Origin of the sequence: Schaalia cardiffensis F0333, from assembly GCF_005886435.1 — a bacterium.
In the GTDB taxonomy this organism is placed as follows: domain Bacteria; phylum Actinomycetota; class Actinomycetes; order Actinomycetales; family Actinomycetaceae; genus Pauljensenia; species Pauljensenia cardiffensis.
Genome location: NZ_CP040505.1, coordinates 861840 through 883560, shown reverse-complemented (window position 1 = coordinate 883560; position 21721 = coordinate 861840). Strand labels below are relative to the sequence as shown.

The 21721-nt window shown below is 62.0% G+C and carries 15 protein-coding genes; 5 read left to right on the top strand and 10 right to left on the bottom strand.

Going from position 1 to position 21721, the window contains the following annotated elements; genetic code table 11:
• Window positions 1-43: 43 nt before the first annotated feature.
• On the bottom strand, window positions 44-1753 hold the full coding sequence (locus FFA61_RS03600) for a bifunctional folylpolyglutamate synthase/dihydrofolate synthase (RefSeq protein ID WP_040313638.1): 1710 nt from the start codon (window positions 1751-1753) through the stop codon (window positions 44-46).
• Window positions 1754-2205: 452 nt separating this feature from the next.
• On the opposite strand from FFA61_RS03600, the gene FFA61_RS03595 reads away from it, so the two are divergent.
• Complete coding sequence (locus FFA61_RS03595; protein WP_005961525.1) at window positions 2206-3471, top strand: ATP-binding protein; 1266 nt, start codon at window positions 2206-2208, stop codon at window positions 3469-3471.
• Window positions 3472-3659: 188 nt separating this feature from the next.
• Here the strand turns inward: FFA61_RS03595 and ileS are convergent, their stop codons facing one another.
• From ileS to FFA61_RS03570, 4 genes are all read right to left on the bottom strand, one after another.
• The gene (gene ileS, locus FFA61_RS03590) at window positions 3660-6941 is read right to left on the bottom strand and encodes an isoleucine--tRNA ligase (RefSeq protein ID WP_040313639.1); all 3282 of its coding nucleotides are present in this window, start codon (window positions 6939-6941) and stop codon (window positions 3660-3662) included.
• 274 nt (window positions 6942-7215) lie between these two features.
• On the bottom strand, window positions 7216-7452 hold the full coding sequence (locus FFA61_RS03580; RefSeq protein WP_005961527.1) for a hypothetical protein: 237 nt from the start codon (window positions 7450-7452) through the stop codon (window positions 7216-7218).
• A 5-nt stretch (window positions 7453-7457) separates the two neighbouring features.
• Window positions 7458-8420, bottom strand: coding sequence for a hypothetical protein (locus tag FFA61_RS03575; protein ID WP_005961528.1), 963 nt, complete (start codon window positions 8418-8420; stop codon window positions 7458-7460).
• Between the two features lie 355 nt (window positions 8421-8775).
• Window positions 8776-9771, bottom strand: a complete 996-nt coding sequence (locus FFA61_RS03570; protein WP_242600854.1) for a CPBP family intramembrane glutamic endopeptidase — start codon at window positions 9769-9771, stop codon at window positions 8776-8778.
• 505 nt (window positions 9772-10276) lie between these two features.
• Between FFA61_RS03570 and trpB the strand changes: the two genes are divergently transcribed.
• The 3 genes from trpB (at window position 10277) to arfB (ending at window position 12455) form a co-directional block, all read left to right on the top strand.
• Window positions 10277-11584, top strand: coding sequence for a tryptophan synthase subunit beta (gene trpB / locus FFA61_RS03565; protein WP_005961531.1), 1308 nt, complete (start codon window positions 10277-10279; stop codon window positions 11582-11584).
• Between the two features lie 141 nt (window positions 11585-11725).
• Window positions 11726-11851: a hypothetical protein gene (locus FFA61_RS09510; protein ID WP_278023272.1), complete on the top strand. Its 126-nt coding sequence runs from the start codon at window positions 11726-11728 to the stop codon at window positions 11849-11851.
• A gap of 163 nt (window positions 11852-12014) precedes the next feature.
• Window positions 12015-12455 carry an alternative ribosome rescue aminoacyl-tRNA hydrolase ArfB gene (arfB, locus tag FFA61_RS03560; protein ID WP_005961533.1) on the top strand — a complete coding sequence of 147 codons (441 nt, stop codon included), beginning with the start codon at window positions 12015-12017 and terminating at the stop codon, window positions 12453-12455.
• 268 nt (window positions 12456-12723) lie between these two features.
• Here the strand turns inward: arfB and FFA61_RS03555 are convergent, their stop codons facing one another.
• The 5 genes from FFA61_RS03555 to glpA all read right to left on the bottom strand — a co-directional run bounded on the left by FFA61_RS03555 (window position 12724) and on the right by glpA (window position 19313).
• Window positions 12724-13473 (bottom strand): SDR family oxidoreductase, encoded by a 750-nt coding sequence (locus FFA61_RS03555; protein WP_005961534.1) that lies wholly within the window; start codon window positions 13471-13473, stop codon window positions 12724-12726.
• Between the two features lie 232 nt (window positions 13474-13705).
• Window positions 13706-14758 (bottom strand): DUF4349 domain-containing protein, encoded by a 1053-nt coding sequence (locus FFA61_RS03550; RefSeq protein ID WP_051057781.1) that lies wholly within the window; start codon window positions 14756-14758, stop codon window positions 13706-13708.
• A gap of 393 nt (window positions 14759-15151) precedes the next feature.
• The gene (locus FFA61_RS03545; protein WP_005961540.1) at window positions 15152-16402 is read right to left on the bottom strand and encodes an anaerobic glycerol-3-phosphate dehydrogenase subunit C; all 1251 of its coding nucleotides are present in this window, start codon (window positions 16400-16402) and stop codon (window positions 15152-15154) included.
• Entirely contained in the window at window positions 16399-17652 is a 1254-nt protein-coding gene (glpB, locus tag FFA61_RS03540) for a glycerol-3-phosphate dehydrogenase subunit GlpB (RefSeq protein WP_005961542.1), read from the bottom strand. Before glpB ends, FFA61_RS03545 begins: the two co-directional genes overlap by 4 nt.
• Window positions 17649-19313, bottom strand: a complete 1665-nt coding sequence (glpA, locus tag FFA61_RS03535; protein ID WP_083879468.1) for an anaerobic glycerol-3-phosphate dehydrogenase subunit GlpA — start codon at window positions 19311-19313, stop codon at window positions 17649-17651. Before glpA ends, glpB begins: the two co-directional genes overlap by 4 nt.
• A 310-nt stretch (window positions 19314-19623) precedes the next feature.
• On the opposite strand from glpA, the gene FFA61_RS03530 reads away from it, so the two are divergent.
• Window positions 19624-21621, top strand: coding sequence for a M13 family metallopeptidase (locus tag FFA61_RS03530; protein ID WP_005961546.1), 1998 nt, complete (start codon window positions 19624-19626; stop codon window positions 21619-21621).
• Window positions 21622-21721 lie beyond the last annotated feature (100 nt).

The following is a 21721-nucleotide window of genomic DNA, read 5'->3' as shown; positions in this document are numbered from 1 at the left end:
CTCGATGCACGTTCAACCAGCCATTTGGACGAGTGTGCAGACCTTAGGCCTTCTTTCCGGCCAAAGACAGCATATGACCTGCAAGAACAACCGAACCGAAGACGACGACACCCGCCTTGTCCGCAGGGTCGCTCGTCGCCTCGGCGAGCTGGGCCGCCAGATCCACCGCATCAGCGAGCGAGTCGCGCGCCTGAACCCGCTCTTCGCCGAAAACCTCGGCGGCGATGAGCTGGAGGGTCTCGAGATCGGCCGCCCGCTCCCCTGGCATCTGCGTCACGACGATCGAGTCGAGGTGCGGCTCCATCTCGGATAGCACAGCTTCGATCTCCTTATCCGCCATTGCTGAATACACGCCGACAGTGTGCGCAAAGGGGAAAGACTCTTCGAGGGCGCGGGCCAAGGATCTGACTCCGGCCGGATTGTGGGCGGAGTCAGCAATGATCGTCGGCGAATGCCGGACGACCTGGAGGCGCCCGGGCGAAGTTGCCGCCATCATGCCGTTCTCCATGATTCGCCCATCAAGCTCACGGCCTCCCATGAACGCTTCGACTCCGACGAGGGCGCAAGCGGCGTTGTGGGCCTGGTGCTCGCCGAAAAGCGGAAGGAAGACGTCCTCGTATACGGCAGCGGGAGTGCGGACGCTCACAAGCTGGCCGCCGACGCCCATCTGGCGTCCCAGCACCTCGAAGTCCCGTCCCTCCAGGCGCACGACGGCATCGACCTCGTGGGCGCGTTCGAGGAGAATATCGAGGGCCTCTTCGGGCTGTTCGGCGATGACGACGATCTGTCCGGGTTTGATGATGCCCGCCTTCTCGCGCGCAATATCGGCAATCTTGGAGCCCAACCATGTGGTGTGGTCACGGTCGATCGGCATGATGACACTCACCCCCGCATCAAGAGTGTTCGTCGCATCCCACAGGCCACCCATTCCGACTTCCACGACGGCCGCGTCGATGGGATAGTCGGCGAAGGCCGCGAAAGCCATGACGGTGAAGACTTCGAAGAAGGACAGGCGAGGCCCTCCTTCGGTGGTGGAACGTTCATCGACCATGTCGATATAGGGGGCGACGTCCTCCCAGGCGGCGATGAAGCCCTCCTTGGAGATAGGGGCGCCCTCGAGGCTGATGCGTTCGCGGGCGTCGAGCAGGTGCGGGGAGGTGAACCTGCCGGTCTTCATGCCGAAGGCCGTGAGCAGCGCGTCAATGATGCGGGCTGTGGAGGTCTTGCCATTGGTCCCCGTGATGTGAATGGCCGGGTAGGAGCTCTGAGGGTCGCCGAGAATGTCGAGGACTGCTTTCACCCGCTGTGTGGAGGGCTGGACATTATGCTCGGGCGCGCGCGAGACGATCGACTGGTAGATCTCCTCGACTCTTGTGTCGAGCGCGAGCTGTGCATCAGCCTCATCGAGGGCTCGCTCATGCTCGAGCTTGGCCTGTTCGGCCTTCGCCTGCGCGGCGTCTTCGAGGAACTCCTCATCGACCTCGCCCTCGATTCCGGCGAGAATGGAGGGGTCGGGGCCGAGCAGCAGGGAGGATTCGACGAGGGCGCGCAGGGCTGCGGCGCGTTCAGCCTCTGGATCCGCATTCATCCCGCCCATGCCGGTGGCGTCTGTGCCAGTGATGTCGGTGAGGGCGAGTTCGTCGGGAGCGTCGGCCTCCTCGAGGTACGGGAGGAGATCAGCGGGGATGGTGCCGGGCTGGTGCTCGTGGTACTCGTCGCGATGGTGCTGCTCGCGGCGCTCGTGAGCATTCATCTCATTGCTCTGCTGCAGGTCCTCACCCTTCTTGCTCTGCTGCTGCTCGTCACCGAAAAATGCGGGGTGCTCGTTTGCCATTCATTCCTCCCGGGCTCCTTCCCGGGTTCCCGGGACGCGAAAGCCGATTCTATCCCCGCACGCTGCACCAAGGCTCACCGCCCGGGACTTGTGCGTCTTCTGGGCACAAGTCGGACCCTCACGGCCTTCTCCCTCACAGCCAAGCGCATTTGCCCAGTTCGCAAGTCGGGATTCGCCCCACTCTCCCCCTGTTCGTCCGACTTGTGCCCACCAAAGGACCAAGCGCTCACCTTCAAAGCGGAATTGCGACCCCAATTCGTCCAACTTCACCAACAAAAATCAGCCAACTTACCCAACAAAAACCAGCCAACTTACCCAATGAACACGGGCTTTTCATTGCAATTACAATGAATTTACCCTACCTTAGACCCATGGTTAGGACTTATCTTCCGCGCATTGCCGATGGCATCCTCGCGAAGGCTCTCGCAAGCAGCGGTGCCGTGCAGATCCGAGGTCCGAAATGGTGCGGGAAGACAGCAACAGGCTCCCGCGCTGCAGCCTCACTCCTCTACATGCAAGACCCAGACCATCAACGCCAGTATCTCGCACTCGCCGACTCTAAGCCTTCGTCTCTCCTCGAGGGGGCCACACCTCGGCTCATCGATGAATGGCAAATGGCGCCTCAGCTGTGGGATGCTGTTCGCTTCACCGTCGACCAACGCGGGTTGCCCGGTCAATTCATCCTCACCGGTTCTTCTACACCAACTGTCCAGGGAGCACACTCTGGCGTCGGACGTATCGAGCGCTTCAGTATGCGAACGATGTCCCTCTTTGAATCGAAGGAATCGAACGGACAGGTGTCACTGGCTTCATTGTTCGACGGAGCCGTTGATATCGGAGCCGTCTCCCCACTTGATGTCGACGGAATCGCTCGCGTGATGTGCCGGGGCGGCTGGCCCGCCGCCGTCACCGCTCAAAACCCTGACCAGGCGCTACGTCTCCCCCGTGCTTACGTTGATGGGCTTATCTCGTCAGATGTGTCGCGAATGGACGGTGTTCGGCGCAACGAGACACGCATGCGGGCACTCATGCGCGCATACGCTCGACATGTATCGACTCAAGCATCGATATCAACGATCAGCGCAGACCTCGCGGCGCATGATGACGCCGCGTCCCCCGGAACGGTCACCGATTACCTTGATGCTCTCACCCGCTCCTTCGTCATTGAGGATTTGGAAGCGTGGGCGCCGGCATTACGGTCCCGAACGGTCATCAGGACTACTCCGACTCGTCATTTCGTAGACCCGTCGATCGGACTCGCAGTGATGAGGGCCTCGCCGCGAGACCTCTTGGGCGATTTTGAGACCTTCGGCTTGCACTTTGAATCCTTGTGCGTGCGCGACCTGAGAACCTATGCCGAGGCGATCGATGGCACGGCCTACCATTATCGGGACAAAACCGGTCTGGAAGCGGATATCGTCCTCGTTCTCGCCGATGGGCGGTGGGCCCTCATTGAGGTGAAGCTTGGTTCATTGCATCTTGATGCTGCCGCTGCGAATCTGCGCAAATTGTCGGACCGCGTGGACTCGAAGCGCATGGGCGCCCCCTCGTTCCTCGCAGTCGTCACTGGGACTGCGACCGCCTACAGGCGCGATGACGATGTGTTCGTCATCCCCCTTGCGTGCCTCGCGCCCTAAGGCTTTGCCTTCACGCCGTCACACGGTTCATGAGCTCGTCATCGTCCGTAGTTGTACTTCCCCATTACGCACGTCCGACTTGTGGCCGGTAGGCAAAAGAATGCAGACGTTCTTAACGCAAGACGGGTGGAAGCATGCGATTACTCGCGTGCTTCCACCCGTTTTACCGGATTCGCACCATCTGAGCCTTAGCGCTTCGCGACGCTCACGCTCAGTTTCTCGCCCGCCTCGACCGACACCGAAAGGGCCAGGGTTTCGTGGGCGATCATCTCACGATGTGCCTCAACCGCGCCGACGCGCTCCGCAGGCACAGCCAGTGCAAGGTCAATGCGGTCGGCGACATGCAGGCCCGCGTTCTTGCGCTCATCTTGGATGGCACGGATGACATCACGCGCATACCCCTCGGCCTCGAGCTCGGGCGTGAGCTCAGTGTCGAGCACAACGAAAGTGCCATTCGCCAAAACGTCCGCGACTTGTCCCTCGTCGGCGTTCACCGAGGTCGTCACACTGAACTGCTCACCGCTCAAAGAAACAGGTGCGCCCTCAACCATAACGCCGGAAAACACGCAAGACGCCCCGTCCTCGGACACCTGCCACTCCCCCGCCTTCTGGGCCTTGAAAAGCTGCGACGTGAGCTTGCGGATCTCAGGCGAGAAGGCGCGCGGGTTGAGGGACAACTCAGTGGAAACCGACAGGCCGGACTCGGCCGGGGTCAAAAGGCGCACATCCTTGACATTAACCTCGGAAGCAATAAGGCCCGCGAAAGAAGAGAGCGCCTCGGCCTGCTCGGACACGACCCGCAGGCCCTGAAGGGGCTGGCGCACGCGCAACTGGTTCGCCTTGCGCAACGCATGGGCTGAAGACACGACGTCGCGCACCTCGTCCATTGCGGCGACGAGGGCATCGTTGGCCACGGCCTCGGGCAGGATCGGGTAGTCGACCAAGTGCACGGATTCGCCGCCGGTCAGGCCCCTCCAGATCTCCTCGGTCAGCAGGGGCAGCAGCGGCGCGGCAACCTCCATGAGTCGCACCAAAGCCGTGTACAGCGTGTCGAAAGCCGCCTGGTCCTCGTCCCAGAAGCGCTGGCGTTGAGTCCGCACGTACCAGTTCGTCAGCACGTCGAGGTAGTCGCGTACCAGCTCGCAGCCCTTCGCGATGTCGTATTCGTCGAGGCTCGCCTTCACGCCGCACGCGAGATCTCGCGTGTGGGCCAGCAGGTAGCGGTCCATTTCAACGAGGCCATCAACGACACGTGGGTCACCGAGGTCAAGCAGACGCCCCTCAATGCCTTCGCCTTTGTTCGCGGCTCCGGCGTACAGGGTGAAGAAGTAGTAGGCGTTCCAGATCGGCAAGAGCACTTGGCGGACGGTGTCGCGAATGCCCGCGTCCGTGACCATGAGGTTGCCGCCGCGAACGACGGGTGAGCTCATGAGGAACCAGCGCATCGCATCGGAGCCGTAGGAGTCGAACACTCCGTTCACGTCCGGGTAGTTGCGCAGCGACTTACTCATCTTGCGCCCATCGTCGCCCAGCACGATGCCGTGCGAGACGACGTTCGTGAACGCCGGACGATCGAAGAGGGCGGTCGCCAGGACGTGCAGGGTGTAGAACCAGCCGCGGGTCTGACCGATGTATTCGACGATGAAGTCACCCGGGTAGTGCGACTCGAACCATTCGGCGTTCTCGAAGGGGTAGTGGACCTGCGCATAGGGCATTGATCCGGATTCGAACCAGCAGTCGAGGACGTCGGGGATGCGGCGCATCATGGAATTGCCGCTCGGGTCGTCCGGGTTGGGGCGAACGAGTTCGTCAATGAAGGGGCGGTGCAGGTTGTCGACCTGCACTCCGAAGTCGCGTTCGAGTTCAGCGAATGAGCCGTAGACGTCTTCACGCGGATAGTTCGGGTCGTCCGAACGCCACACGGGGATCGGCGCTCCCCAGAAGCGGTTGCGCGAAATCGACCAGTCGCGCGCGCCCGCGAGCCAGTTGCCGAAGATCCCGTCCTTCGTGTGCTCGGGCACCCAGGTGATCTCCTGGTTGAGTTCCACCATGCGGTCGCGGATCGCAGTGACCTTCACGAACCAGGAGGACACGGCCTTGTAGATCAGGGGCTTGCGGCAGCGCCAGCAGTGCGGGTAAGAGTGCACGTAGGACTTCTGCTGGACGAGGACGGCGCGCCGCTCCTCAGGGATACGAGCCATCGGGCCCGAGCCGTCGCGAAGGTCCACGATGATCGGCTTGTTCGCTTCGAAGACTTGCATGCCCTCGTAGTCGGTCACTTCAGAGGTGAAGCATCCGCCCTCGTCGACGGGGATGACGGGCTTGATGCCGACCTCCATGCACACGAACATGTCGTCCTCACCGAAGGCGGGGGCGATGTGCACAAGGCCGGTGCCGTCCTCCGTGGACACGTAGTCGCCGGGGATGATGCTCCAGCCGTTCGGACCGGGGGCTGCGCCCTCGGATCGGTGTTCGGCGGTGTTGTAGTAGTCGAAGATCGGGTGGTAGCTGCGACCCGCCAGGTCTGAACCCTTCAGGCGTGCAACGACCTCGGGGTTTTCTCCAAGTTCTTTCACGTAGGCACCCAGGCGGGCTTCAGCGAGGATGACGCGCTGGCCTGCGAGGGGTGATTCGAGGTCGTCTGCGACGCGCACGACCGCGTAGTCGATTGTTGGGCCCACGGCAACAGCCAGGTTCGAGGGGAGCGTCCAGGGCGTGGTCGTCCAAATGAGCACCAGTTCGCTGTCTTCTGCGCCTTCGAGGATCGGCTCAGTGAGACGCATGCCGACAGTGACGGTGTTGTCCTGACGATCCTGGTAGACGTCGTCGTCCATTTTGAGTTCGTGGTTGCTCAGCGGCGTGCGATCGTGCCAGCAGTAGGGCAGGACGCGGTAGCCCTCGTAGGCGAGTTCCTTGTCGTAGAGGGTCTTGAACGCCCAGATGACCGACTCCATGTATTCGGGGTCGAGGGTCTTGTAGTCGTTCTTGAAGTCGACCCAGCGGGCCTGACGGGTGACGTAGTCCTCCCACTCGTCGGTGTAGCGCAGGACAGAGCTGTGGCAGGCCTCGTTGAAGGCACCGATGCCGAGTCCGCCTTCTCGGGTGATTTCTGTGACGTCTTCGATGCCGAGGATGCGCTGCGCTTCGAGTTCGGCGGGCAGGCCGTGGGTGTCCCAGCCGAAGCGGCGTTCAACACGGTGGCCGAGCATGGTCTGGTAGCGGCCGACGGTGTCCTTCACATAGCCGGTGAGGAGGTGTCCGTAGTGCGGGAGGCCGTTGGCGAAGGGCGGGCCGTCGTAGAAGACGAATTCGTTGTGTCCGCCTTCGCCCGCTGGACGATTGTCAATGGACTTTTGGAAGGTGTCGTTGGTGGCCCAAAAGGCCAGTGTTTCGCCTTCCATCTGCGGGAAGGACGGGTTCGCGTCCACTTCGGTGTCGCGGTGGCGCGGATAGTAGCCGTGCTTCGTCATGGTGTCCTCGTCTGTTCGTTGCACAGGGACGAGGACCGGCGACGCCGGCACCCGCGGTACCACCCCGCTTGCCTCTCCTTCGATTGTCGATGGCGAGGCCGCTTGATTCTCAGCTGTGACGGGCTGACCCGTTCGGTTCTAATGGGGCGCGCGAGCGCGCCTGTTCTTCCGAAGACTCCCCGGTGATATCCCCGTGCCTCCTCGTGGGCGACATGGGGCCGGTTCAGCGTCGGGCTCGAGTCTAGCTGAGAGGAGCGCGTGGACGCGCATCCGCTCACGTGGGCTGGGCCTCAGTGGCGGGGTACTCCCAGGCGTTGAGGTGCGGAGTCTTGGTGACGAGGGCGGGGGTTCCGACGACGAGAGCCGGAGTCCCAAGGACGAGGTCGGGGCGTTCATGGCGCGGCTGGTGGGTATCTCCTCGGCGGTGCCGGAAGCGTGGGGGTCCTCGGTGAGGGGCAAAGAAGACACCCCCTGATGCGAGATGAAGTGATGAGTTGGCGACTGCATGCACACTTCTCAGCTCCTAGACGCGACGCCCTTGGGTAGGCGGAGGGCGCCTTCGAGAGTCGCCCGATCCATTCTGGCCCTCGGATCATTCAAGGAGAGCCACGCGCTTTCGCAGTGGAATGCTTGCAGAGTCTGAGGGGTGAGGGTGTAAGTGCGGAGGGCCTTTTGTACAACACTCATTCCTTTGAGGTAGCGAAGCCCGGCGTAGTTGCGGGGAGCTCCCGCACTGGTGAGTCCGAAGTTGTACCAGCGCACGCTTTCTTGGTCCGCGAGCGCCAAGAGCGTGTGTCTTAGATCGCGGACGCCGGGGAGGGCGAAGCGACCACTCGCCTTGTCACCGGTAGTGCCCCACATAGCGAGGATGTCGAGGCCTCCCTCGTCACGGGACAAGGATTCGAGGAGCGCCGGGATCAAGTGCATGTTGACTGTGTGCTGCGCCTCGTAGAAGGCGAAATCCGCGAGTGCATCGGCGATAGCGAGCCCTCCCTTGTTGATGATTCCCCTGAAGGGGCCCATCGTCAGAAAGAGGACGCGCGTGAAAGGGTGTTTTCCCGGTGTGGTGAGCGGATTGGCCGCGAGAGCCCGAATATCCCGGGTGGTCGCATCATCGATCAGCTTTCCCTCCCGGGCGTTCGCCGCTGTGTTCGGGTTCATTCCGAGCACGACGAGGGTCCTGGGTTTCTCCTCCGCCTCCCCCAGGGGAACTCTCTCCCCCACGGCGCTTGTCTCCCCCATGTCCCCCTCGGGAGTCCTCGCCTCCGCGGTCCTCTTTTCACTGGCTTGGGACACCCGAGAGGTGACGGGGGCGGAGTAAAGGTAGCGGAAGCCTAGGGGAACTTTGAGACTCGGCGCCGATTCGATGCTGATGGAGGCCCGTGGCTGTGCGAGGGCACTGGGGAGCAGTTCCTCGATCCTTCCGCTCAAGGTGAGATCCACTCCGTCGCCATAATCCCTGGCAAGGGTGAGTTCCATGGGCTCTCTCCGTCTTCTGTCCGTTCTTCTCATTCTCAGCGTATTCACGTGCTGCGCCACTTTCTCGAACTCGAACGCTTCGTTCCGTCAGGCCTTCGCCTTCAGCGTGGACGGCCCAGACTGAAAATGAGAGCATCACCAATCTCCAGCACTGTCACACGCTCAGCGTCGGCAAGACAGCAAGAACTCTGAGCCCCCACCGCGCTCCAGCACCGGCACCCGCACACGCTCGGCGCCAGCAAGAAAGCAAGCACTCTGAGCCCTCAGCGCACCTTTGCTGCTCATACCCCCTTTTCGTTGTCGCGGCCACGCGCAAGAATCTGCTTTTCATCGTCATTGCGCCATTCACACGAGTTCAGAGCGAACAGCTGGGAGGAGTAGCTCCGTCCTCGTCAATGTTGACGGGGCCGCAGGGGCCGATCGCTTCGAAGCGGAACGCTCGCGCGGGAATGATAAGTCCGCGCCGCTTCGCGACAAGGAGCAGGAAGACGCCAAGCCCTGCGCAGAAGAACACGGCGCTGATGGCCCCCTCGAAGCCCATCTCCCCGCCCGTGAGCCACCAGGGGCCTTCAATGCGTGCGGATAGGAGTCCAGTGTTCTCTAGGCCGTTACCCGACACATCGGAGGAGAAGATTCCACCTTGGACGAAGTTCCACGAAGCATGCAGGCCGATGACCATCCACAGTCGGCGGGTGACGATGTAGCTAGCTCCCAGGAGAACTCCTGCTTCGAGGGCGATCGCAAGACCTCCCCACCACTCGGCTTGGGGGTTCATGAGATGGGCGGCGCCAAAGAGTGCGGAGGTGAGTCCCAGAGCCCACCAGGAACCGAGTCTGTGCTCAATGAGGCGGAGGAGGCCTGCACGGAAGATGATCTCTTCAGTGACACTGGCGACAAGGGAGTCAGCTGCGGCCATCCCGACAAGAGCGTTCGGGTTGATTCCTTCTACTCGGTAGGCTCCGGCGAGCCATGCGGAGGCGACGACTGCGCTCATGAGGAGGGCTCCGAGGACGAGTCCAGCGAGGAGTTCTTTCCACCAGTTGAGACGCTCGAAGTCCGAGGCGGGGCGCCTGCCGATCACTCGAAGGGCGAGGAGGTACACGCCGACGGCCAGTGCAATGGTGACAAGGGCTCGGATGATGAAAACGGTCGTCGCTGTGAAAGAGATAGCGAGGGCTTCGCTGATCGTTGTTGTGACGATCTGTGCTGCCACCATCCCGAAGAAGAGGACGAGTCCTTGGAGGATCGGCATTCTTCCCGTCGAGGGTAGTGCCGTGAGAGCCTTTGGCCCTGGAGCTGGGATGAGTGGGGCGCCCTCATCGGCGCGCTCGGGCGGAGTCCAGATCGTCATCCTCCCAGTGTCGCAAAGGAGCACCATGACCTGCACTTTCTCTCGCAGTACCATTCTCAAATTCGCAGCCCTGCCCTCAGATTCGCAGCCCTGCCCCTCGTCATGATGAAAAGCGCTGGATCCTGCACTTCTCTGCACTGCAGGCGAGCCCGCCTGTGGTTCCTGCAAGAGCCCCTCCGGCATGCTGCTCTCCCCCACCCGCAGCGTGCCCCTACAGATACAGACAGATTCCCCAATCAAGGAACAACGACGAAGGATCCTTCCCCTTTCGACTGCGGAGTGTTCCCAGTCCGACACCCCTATCCATTATTCGGACAGAGCTATATGCAGGCCATCACCTCCATTACTCTCGCCCTCATGATGACTTGCAGCACCCGCAACTGGTGGTGGCTCTCCTAAGGGGCGAGCCGCAGTTAGTCATACCCATTGAGCTCGCCCTTCTGGCGGGCTTTTTCATTGTCCGGGCCCGCCTGAGCACTCGACCTCGTACCTCAGGAGTAAACCCATGACCGCAACCCACACCACCGCCGAACGCGAAGCCTCCGCCCCCGCTGGAGCCGCCCCAACCGCAAACCGTGTCCCCACCGGGCACATCGATGGCCTTCCCGCCCCCGCCCCGCGTGACACGATCCTTCCCGCCTATTTCGGCCGCTTCGGCGGACAGGAAGTCCCCAACTTCCTCCTGCCTGCCCTCGACGAACTCGAAGCCGCATACGTCGAGGCGATGGCGGACCCCGAGTTCCATGCGGAACTCGACCGTCTTCGCCGCACCTACCTGGGCCGCGAGACCCCAATCTACGAGTGCATGAATCTGCCGGTAGAGGGCGGTGCTCGAATCGTCCTCAAACGCGAAGATCTCGCCCACGGGGGCGCTCACAAAGGCAATAACGTGCTCGGACAAGCACTTTTAGCCAAGCGCATGGGCAAAAAGCGTCTCATCGCGGAAACCGGGGCCGGCCAGCATGGGACGGCCACTGCGATGGTCGCGGCCCTCATGGGCATGGAATGCACGATCTACATGGGCGCCCACGACGTTGAACGCCAACAGCCGAATGTCGCGCGAATGAAGCTCATGGGCGCGAGTGTCGTCCCGGTGACTCGCGGCAACGCCGGTTTGAAGGACGCGATCGACGTTGCTCTCGAAGAATGGAGCACTCGCCTGGAGGACACCTTCTACCTCCTCGGCTCTGCAACCGGCCCCCATCCCTTCCCCTCGATTGTCCGTCAGTTCCAATCCGTGATTTCCGAGGAGTCGCGCGCCCAGTTCCTCTCCGAGTTCGGGCGGCTGCCCGATGCGGTGATTGCAGCGGTCGGCGGAGGTTCCAACGCCATCGGCGCCTTCGCCCACTACCTTGAGGATGAGGGGGTTGAGCTCATCGGTGTTGAGCCTGCAGGCAAGGGCCTGGATTCAGGAGAGCACGGGGCACCGATCTGCGCGGGTCGTGTGGGTTCCCTGCACGGCATGCGTTCCTTCGTCATGATGGATGACGAGGGCGATCTGCTCCCCTCTCATTCGATCTCTGCGGGCCTTGACTATCCTTCGGTCGGTCCCGAGCATGCGATGCTCGCTGAGACGGGACGCGTTCGCTACGTGGGGATCACCGACGATGAGGCTCTCGATGCTTTCAAGGTCTTGTCTCGTTTCGAGGGGATCATCCCGGCGATGGAGTCCTCGCATGCGATTGCGCAGGCCTTGAAGATGGCTCGAGAGCTCGCTGCTTCCCAGGAGTCGGGTGAGGATGTGCCGCTTCTGCTGGTGAATCTTTCGGGCCGTGGGGATAAAGACATGGAGCAGGTCGCAGACAAACTCTGAGTCCTGGGAGCGCCCCGAAGATTTTTGCCCCGGAGGGAATCCCCACGGCTTTTTCTCACCCATGAGGACGACCCAAGGTTTCTTCCCTCTTACGAGGGAAGTCTCGAGTTGTCTTCTCACCCACGAGGAGAAGAGCGTTCCTTGGCGAGTGCATCCCTGTGCCGAAGGGTCCTCCTCATGACGAGGGTGAAAGCCGCGGCTGTCGATCCTCGTCGCAAGACTCTTCGGGTCCTCCTCATGCACGAGGGTGAAAGGGGCTCTGTATGAGGGGCGGGTTCTGGCGTCACTGCTGGAACCCGCCCCTCACGCTTCGCATCGGGTCTTCCTCACGACACTCGGTGTACCTTCATCCGCGTTTGTTCCTCCGCCGTTGACAAGGAAACAAGGGACCGGCTTGTTTCCCGGAGCCTGCCAGGAGCACACTGCACCCATGGAGGATCTGCGAATCGAGGCCGGGCCAGGCTGCCCGAAGGGGCTTGTTGTGCCTGCGGGCGAGCTCGTCGAACGCTTCTCGCACTCCTCAGGACCTGGAGGTCAAGGTGTCAACACTTCCGATTCCAGGGTGCAGCTCTCCTTCGATGTGACAACGACGAGCGCACTCAACGAGCGTCAACGTGAGCGCGCTGTGAAGGCTTTGGCTGGGAGGCTCGTCGATGGGGTCCTGACGATCACCGCGTCCGAGCAGCGTTCTCAGTTCGCGAATCGGAAGGCCGCGAGGCAGCGACTCGCAGCGCTCCTCAGATCCAGTCTCGCTCCACTCCCCCAACGGCGGGCAAGTAAACCGACGCGGGCTTCGAAGCTCCAGCGTCTACGCGACAAGCGCATCCGCTCTGAATTGAAGGCTCAGCGTCGCCGCCCCTTCGCGGATTAACGGCTATCTCCTGCCCGAGCCGTAGGCACCGAGGCGTAGGTGGCGAGACGAGCCCAGTCTCTCCCCCGCTTCGGGGTCCTCGCGGGCTCGCCCCTGAGGTGCGAGGAGTGTATCGCGTTTGCGCAGGTCAAACCATGTGGAACTCAGGTCACCCTTTGCGCGCGTTACGTGTGTACAGGGGGCAAGCATCAAAGTTCGAGATTTGCTTCACCCCTGACGCGTCTGGAGTGTGTTATCGGGGGCACCCTTCGACGTCCAGCAGCCGTCTTCACCCCTGACGTGCGAGGAGTGTGTTCGTCGCCTGGGCGACAGGTCGCAGGATCATCGAATCAATATTCACATGTGCAGGGCGTGTGAGGGCCCAGCAGATCGCGTCCGCAACATCATCGGCGAGCAAAGGCTCGGCGACGCCCTCGTACACCTTCGCTGCGGCTTCTTCAGAGCCCAAGCGGTTGAGCGAGAACTCAGGGGTCTTCACCATCCCAGGCGCGATCTCTATGATGCGGACAGGCTCTCCGACGAGCTCTTGGCGCAAGGTGTTGGCAATGATGCGTTCGGCGTGCTTCGCAGCGACGTAGCCTCCACCTCCCGGGTAAGTGTCGTGTGCCGCAGTCGAGGTGAGGAACACGAGGTCGCCGCCCCTCTCGCGCATTCCCGAAAGGAAAGCCCGGGTGGTGCGCAAGGCGGTCATGACATTGCGGTGATACATCGCGATCCAGCGATCCGGATCGGCGTGCGCAATCGTGTCCACCCCCAGGGCGCCGCCCGCATTATTCACTAGGGCATCCACGGGCCCACCTTCGAGGACTCTGGCAGCCAAGGCGCCGACAGCCGTTTCATCGCTCAGGTCTGCGGCCACATATTCGCATCCCGTTTCGGCGGCCAGGGCGGCGAGGCGCTCTTCACGGCGCGCGACGGCGACGACATCCCAGCCAAGTTCGCGCAGACGACGGACAGTTGCCTCGCCGATGCCGGTTGACGCTCCTGTTACGAGGGCGCGTTTGACGCTTTCACTCATGATGTCCTCCTCGTCGATGATCTCAAGGGAGACTACTCCTCATGTGTGAAGTGCCCCCCTTAGGCTCGCCGGGCTGAGAGGCTAGCCCCTGTGCCCTGTCCTACCCAGCTGTTTGGATGCGGCGCTTGTGCTTGGTGACAGGGCCGATATTCACCGACCCTTCTGGCCTCTTTGCTCAGGGGTGGAGCTTCCGATTGGCGGCACGGCTAGGGCCTCCACTATTGTCGCCCGTTCAGGCCTGTGGTGTTTGAATCCCCGAAGCTCCAGGCGCCTTGGCGGCCCCGTCCTTCATTTCCCTGGGCGAGGGCGCAGGCCCTTGACCGGGAAGCGGAAAGGAAGCTCCCGTGTCCTTCTTGCGCAAGAATCTGGGTTGGGCGGGCTTTAAGCGACGCAGGAGCAAACGGAGCAGAACGAGGAGGATTGCGAAGAGCACAATCCACGGGAGCAGAATGATGAGGACGTAGCCAATCGCTTCCATCCCCCCGGTAAAGATCTGCCAGGAACGCTCCCAGGCGCCGATCGACGGAGTCGGAGCGACCGAAGAAGACGAGAACTCAACCTCAAGGGTCGAATACTGGACTTCATCTTCGTACCAGGCCCGCTGCGCTCTGAGGGAATCAAGATCGGCCTGGCGCGAGGTGAGTTCACGTTCCGCTTCAAGAAGGTCAGCGGTCGAAGCTGCGGACTTCATGAGTTCCATCAGGCGATCAATGGACTCTTTGAGGGCGGCCATTCGCGCGTCGAGGTCGGCGATCTGTGCTCCCACCTCTTCAGTGTGGATCTCTTCGCGCGTCACCGAGCCGAGTTCTCGAAGCTGAGCGAGAGTGTCCTCGTAGGCGTCTGCAGGAATCCGAAAAGTCGCCCGAGCGCTCAGGGTCTGAGTCGAACTCTGCGAGGCGTAATCGGTTCGCCCTCCCGCATTCTTCACGATCTCTTGAGCCGATGCAGATGCGGCGAGAGGATCGTCAACGCTCAGACGCAAAGACCCAGTGACAATCACCTGGGACTCGATGGCACTGGCATCCCGGGCCGCCTCCGCCGAGTCTAAGGCAGGGGCACTCCCGACCCGCTGAGCCCCAGGATCTTTGGTTTCCCTTGCGAAGTCATCCATGGTGTAGGCGGACTCCTTCGGGTACGAAGAATCCGATGCTGAACCCGAAAAGTTCGACGCACCGCATCCTGAAAGGCCCAGTGCCGCGATGATGAGCGGAATGACGACTAAACCTCTCAGGCCTTTTCGGGCGCGCTCACCGCTCGTCGAAGGGCGAAGGGTTTTTCCGGTCATGATTCCTCCTCGGATTTCAGTCCTTGTCCCTAGCGTCTCGAATTCTGCGCCGGAATGGAAGCCCCTCAGAGCCATATTGGCAGATCCGAGGCACTGCGAGGAGGAGCCGGCCGCCCCGAGAAGACTCCAGGCGCTCCACAGTGAAGCCCCGGTCCCCCGGGGAAAACCCCGGGTATCACAAGGAGACCCCAGCGCCCTGAGGAAGATCCGAAACGACTGGAGAGAAGACTCAGCCTCCTTCAAGAACCCCCGCGAAGTTCAGGCTGTTCCGAGAAGAGCCCAGGCATCTCAAGGAGAATCCCCATGCCAGAGCGGATGTGCTTCGACGCCGACGGGATGAATCCCGTCGGCGCCGTGAGCGTCCTCGTCTGGGGCATGGTGCCCCTACGAGGATCAGTGCAGGCCGTAGGCCTTATGGATGAGCCAGATCGGGTGGACGACGTTCGCGCCGGTCGCGGTGCGCAGCTGCCAACGGCAAGTCTCCGTATCGCAGGCGGCGAGTTCGACATTGACCTGCTTGATGAAGTCGAAGACCGGCTTACCCACGGCCTGGGCGATGTCGTACTTCTCCTTCTTCATGCCGTAGGTGCCCGCGATGCCACAGCAGGGCTGGTTCGATTCCTTGACCGTGACACCGGGAATGAGTTCCATGAGCTCCACGGCCGGCAGACCAAGCCCCTGGGACTTGAGCTGGCAAGGCGCGTGGTAGGGGATCGTAATCTCCATGGGTTGGAAGTTCAGGTCGAGTTCGCCCTTATCGTGCAGGTGCATGAGGAACTCGCAGATGTCCCACATGCGCGAGCCGACATCCCGCAGCTCAGGAGTGTCCATTTCGAGGATCTCGTTGGCTTCGTGGCGCAGCATGCCCGCGCAAGAGCCGGACGCGGAAATGATCGGCGCATTGCGGTTCGCCTTGCGCAGGTCATGCGTCAGCTTCGACACGTACTTTCGAGACTCGTCGTATAGGCCGTTCGACTGCAGGGCGAGGCCGCAGCAGCCGTGATGCGGGACGAGAACTTCATATCCGAGGTGTTCAAGGACTTGGACCGAGTGGATGGAGGTCTCGACCTCGAAGTACTGGCCGGCGCAGCCGTGGAAGAAGATGACCTGTCCCTTGCGTCCCGAACCGGGAAGGGGGGTGTGCTTCTTGAACCAGCTTTCGAAGGTGCGGCCCGCAGAGCGGGGCATCGGCGCATTGCGGTGAACGCCGATGACCTTCTCCATCGCGATGCGGATCGCTTTGACGTCGAGCGCCCAGTTCGCGATCGGAGCGACGGGTGTCATCACGGTGCCGATGAACCCGGTGCGGCCAATGAGGTGGTCGCGTGGCGGGATGCCCTTCTCCTTCTTCATTGCGGTGCGGGCGTGGTGGATCATTTCCGTGACCTTCACACCCTGCGGGCACACGAGCGTGCAGGTGCCGCACGAGGAGCAGTAGTCGATCGAGGAGTCGACGATCTGCCCGTCCTTGCGGTAGCGCTCGGCCTGCGGACCGGAGTACTTCGGCCCAGCGAAGAGGTCGGTGACGCGCATGACGGGGCACTGGGTCTCACAGATCGTGCACTTGACGCAGGCGTCCAAAGTGGAGCGGAGGCCGAAGTCCTCTTCCTTCAACGACAGGACACTCATTTCTTCGATGGTCATTTCAGGCTCCCGAGGATCTGATCGGCCGCACGAAGTGCCGAGGCGAGGGCAATGCCTTCACCGGACTTCTCGCGCCAGCGGGTGGCTCCGGCGAGGTTTCCGCCGGCAGCGTAGACATTCGAGTAGACGGGCTTCTTGTTGGCGTCGAGAGGATGCATCGCATCGTCGACATCGAGGCCCGCGAGGAAGACCGGCTGCTCGCAGCCCCAGAAGTCTCCATGAAGGAGCTGGCCCTCGGCACCGAGGATCGGCAGTCCGAGAATCGAGTCGGTGACGGTCCCGTAGGAGTCCATGTCGAGGGCTCCGGATTCGAAGCCGCCACCCGCGAGGACAACGTTCTTCGTTTCGATGCGGGTCGGACGCCCGGCGGTCGAGATGCTGACGGCTGTGACGACCCCGTCTTTGGTCTCGACGCCGGTGACGTGTGAGCCGATGATGAAGCGGGCTTGTGCCTTCACGAGGGCGGTCAGCTCCTGGTTGAGGCGCATGCCCGGAATCGAGGGCGGCTGCATCGCGATCTCGAAGACCTCGTGTCCGAGGCGCTTTTCGATGTCCTTCCATGCGTCCAGATCGTTCAGGCCGAGGACTGCAGGCAGACCGACGACTTCCCCTTCTCTGAGGTGCGGGGCGATCGCTGCGACGAAGCGCTCACGCATTGCGGCATTGTCGAGGGCGCGCGCATGGTTCGTTCCGGTGGTGTCGACCTCGTCCTTTCGGATCTCAACATCGACAATGAGGGAGCGCACCTGGATGGGCGCCCCATCCGCAGTGGCCTGACGTGAAAGGTTCTCAGCGATGATCTTCGGGTAGAAGTCTTTGAGTCGCTTCAATCCGACGATCACGTAGGACTTGCCCGCAGCAAGGATGCCCGCGGCCATGGACGGCTGATACAGGCTCGTCGGACGCAAGGCGCCGAGCGAAGTCGGGATGATGACATTCTGGCGTGGATCGCCGACGAGGAGCTTCGGGCCGAGGACCTCCTTGAGCCAATTCGCAGACTCGGCGATGAACTCGGGCGTGAAGTGCGAGTAGGGGTGTCCGGGGCGCGAAGCGATATGCGTTTCTACCTCGGCGAGGGGCTGGGTGATGCGACCCGAGTCGGAGTATCCGAGAAGGTCGACGGTGCCCTGCGAAAGTTGAAGGCCTCCGATTCCCTTCGTGACGAGGGTGACCTTCGCGCCGCCGTGTGCAAGACGGAGAGCTGCGGTAAGACCGGCGAGGCCAGCGCCGATAACGACGGCGTCTCTCATCGGTGATCCTCCTTTTCACTGTCTGTTGTCGCCTGGGCTCCCCTGGCGGCCGTGATGTCTTGACCGAAGGACACGAATTCGGGGCTGGGTGTTGCGCTTGCTGGCAGGTGCTCGACGTCAAGCATTCCTTCGTGAATCCAGTTGTCGAGGGCGGTTTGGCGCAGCTGCTTGCCGTAGAGGATGGGCCACAGGCCGATCCAACGGTTCTTCAGGAAGTTCCTGAACAGCTCGTTCGCTTTGAGCGAGTCGATGTCGCCGCGCTCGTGTGCGATGCCTGTGGCGCGCTGCGAGCAGAAGCCGCCCTGGCAGGGGCCCATTCCGAGGCGCACTTGACGGCGAACGTCGTCGAGTTGAGCGCCGGGCAGGGTGTCCATGACTTCTTCGAGTTTCGTGCGAGTGATGAGTTCGCATTCGCAGATGATCTGGTCGTGGCTGGGGGCCACGTTCTTGTGCTCGATCTCTTCGAGGCGATGCCCGATTGTGTAGAGCTTCTGTTCGACGGCTGGGGGCACTGCTTCGAATGCGGTCCTGCATTCGCGCTTCTCGCCCATCTCCTCGCACATGATGTTGACGATGCGCTCGGCCATGAGGCGGTAGGTCGTGAGTTTGCCGCCGGCAATGGTGAGCATGCCGGAGACGCCGTCGCGGGAGTGGTGGTCGATGACGCTCATGCCGCGCGCCATGTGTCGGGTGTCCGAGGCCGCGACGCGCGAGTCCTTGACGAGGGGACGCGCACCGGCCCAGGCGTGCAGCGGGCGGGCTTTGCGGAAGCCGGGGACCATCGCTTCGCCCGATTCGAGCATCTGTTGGACCTGATCGGCGGGGATCGAGAGCTTGTCAGGGTCTTCCGCCTTGAGGTCGGTGGTGCCGATGATGCAGACCGGGTGGTCGGGAACGAGGATGTCGCCGTCGGCGGGCCAGATGCACCGGTTGAGGACCGTCTGAGTGAGGCGGTAGTTCATTGCGATCATGATGCCCGCACCGGGGACAACGTCAACGCCGTGGCATTCGGCGAGGGCAGCGATCTGACCGGCCCAGGGGCCACCGCAGTTGAGGACGAATGAGCATTCGATGCGCAGGTCCTCTCCGGTGCGAAGATTGTGAACGATCACGGCGCTAATGCGGTCGCCTTCCCGTTCGATCTTCTCGACGCGGTGATAGGTGTAGATCTCGGCGCCATAGGCCTGTGCGGAGCGGATCGCTCCCCAGCTCATCTGCCAGCCGTCCACAGCCCCGTCGAGGACTTCGAAGGCCCGTTTGAGACCGGGATCGAGTCGGGGTTCGCGCTTAAAGGCCTCTTTCAGGCTGATCTCCTGAGCGGGGACCTTCGTGGCGGCTGCGCGTTCGAGGAACTTGTCGGCGTATTCCTCATCGTCTTGGGATGTGACAACGAAGAGCCCGCCGGTCGCTTCGATCGCGTTGGAGTTGATCCTCTTGAGGATCTCATTCTCCTCGGCACATTCGGTCGCGGATTCGGGGTCGGAGGCGATGTAGCGCCCGCCCGAGTGCAGGAGGCCGTGGAAGCGTCCTGATGTCCCTTGTGCAATGTCGTATCGCTCGACGAGGACGGTCCTGAACCCGCGCATTGCGACGTCGCGCACGACGCCTGCTCCGGTGGAACCGCCGCCGATGACGACAACGTCCATGTTGATCGTCTTCACCATTCGTTCCCTTCACAGTGGAAGCTGCCGGGGCACACACGACCCCGTCGTCGCCCCCATGATGCCCCGAAGAACGCCTCCTGCACGCCTGTTTCACACCTTTTGCACATCTGTTCACGGGGATATTTCACACCCTTTCAATTTGCGGCTCGACACACCGAAACTCGCATCATTGCACCATTTTCTCCCCATTTTCACAGCACCGGAATCACGATATTCCGCCCTCGAAAACAGGGGCTCCACCTCCCGCGTCAACGCCACAACTCCTCCGCTGTGCCTCAACACCCCCGCGCCCCCTAAAGTGGCGGGCATGACTGAGCAGCTTCTAGCACACGTCCTCGACACTTCGGCCCGCGACGAGTCGATCCGCCCACAAGACGACTTCTACCGGCATGTGAACGGCACCTGGCTGGCGACCCACGAAATCCCAGCCGAACGCCCCATTGATGGCACCTTCCACTTTCTTCTTGACCTCTCCGAAGAACGAGGCAAGGCGATCGCCGAAGACGCCGCCGCCAATCTCCTCGAAGACGAGGACGCCGAACTCATCACGACCCTGTGGGCCGCGTTCATGGACGAGGAGCGGATCGAAGCCGATGGCCTCGCCCCTCTTACAGCCGCATTCGACGCCGTCAAGGACGCGAAGGACCGCAGCGAACTCGCCACGCTTTCCGGGAAGTTCTCTTCCTTCGGCCTCGGGACCTTCTTCGGCGTGCACGTCGGCACCGACCTGCATGATTCGAATGCGCGAATGCTCGACTTCTACCAAGCAGGCATCGGATTGCCCGATGAGGCCTACTATCGCGAGGATTCCTACGAGCAGATCCGCCAGGACTACCTCGCCCACCTGGCAAAGCTCCTCGCCCTCGCCGAACTCACTCCCGATGCCCACGACGGGGCTCAGATCTTGATGGACCTGGAAACGGCTTTCGCCTCGCATCATCGCGATTCAGTATCGAACCGAGACCCTCTTCTCTCAGACAACCAGGTGACCTGGGCGCAGCTGAAGGAAGACGCCCCCGGTTTCGACTGGCAAGCCTGGGCCGAGGGTATCGGCCTGCCCGTCGAGGAAGGCACTCTCGTCAACATCTCGCAGCCCGACTTCCTCACTGCAGGCGCCCACGTCTGGTCGCAAACCCCCATCGAAGACCTGCGTTTGAGCATGCTGACGACGCTCGTCGATTCAAACGCCTCATTGCTTCCCTCAGCCTTCGTCGAGGAGAACTTCGATTTCTTCGGCCGCATCCTGTCAGGCACGAAGGAGTTGCGCCCCAGATGGAAGCGCGCGCTGAGCCTGATCGAAGCCCACGCCGGAGAATCCCTCGGCCGCATCTGGGTGAGTAGGCACTTCCCTCCCGCTTCGAAAGATCGTATGGATGCCCTGGTGGCGGGCCTTCTTGAAGCCTATGGCGAGGCGATTGGAGAGTGCACGTGGATGGGCGAGGGCACGAAGGCGAAGGCTTTGGAAAAGCTCTCGACCTTCCGCCCGAAGATCGGCTATCCGCCCAAGTGGCGCGATATGTCGGATCTTCGCCTCGATCCTCGCGCCACGCTCCTCGAGCACGTTGTTGCGGCTCGCGCATTCGAAATTCGACGCGAATTCAAGAAGCTCTCAGAGCCCGTCGACCGTGATGAATGGTTCATGACCCCGCAGACGGTGAACGCCTACTACAACCCGACTCTCAATGAGATCGTGTTCCCCGCCGCGATCCTTCAGCCCCCATTCTTCGACCCACAAGCCGATGACGCGGTGAATTTCGGGGCGATCGGCGCGGTCATCGGCCACGAGATCGGCCACGGCTTCGACGATTCAGGTTCGCGTTTCGACGCGCACGGCAATCTTGAGAACTGGTGGGACGAAGAAGACCGTTCGAGTTTCGAAGCACTGACCTCCCTCCTCGTGGATCAATACTCCGTATTGACTCCCAAAGACCTGGAAGGAGAAAACGCCCCGACAGTCAATGGCGCCCTGACCCTCGGGGAGAACATCGGCGACCTCGCGGGCCTGTCGATCGCCTGGCGCACCTGGGTGAACGCTTTGAAGGCGAAAGGGCTCACTCCCCAGAGCGCTCCCGTCATTGATGGTCTCAGCGGCCCCAAGCGTTTCTTCTACGCCTGGGCGAGGGGGTGGCGCACGGCCACACGCCCCGAATTCGCAGCCCAGATGCTCGCCGTAGACCCCCACTCCCCCGCCGAATTCCGCTGCAACCAGATCTTGAAGAACATTGACGAATTCCACGCCGCATTCGATGTGCGCGAGGGCGATGGGATGTTCCTCGAAGAGGGTGAGCGCGTCCACATCTGGTGAGCTCTCAGACGACTCGCGTGCGATTCGGCCTGATCTTTGGGAAAATGACCGGGATGCGTGCTCGCCACGCCAATCCCAGAAGTGTTTTTGCGAAAGGTGT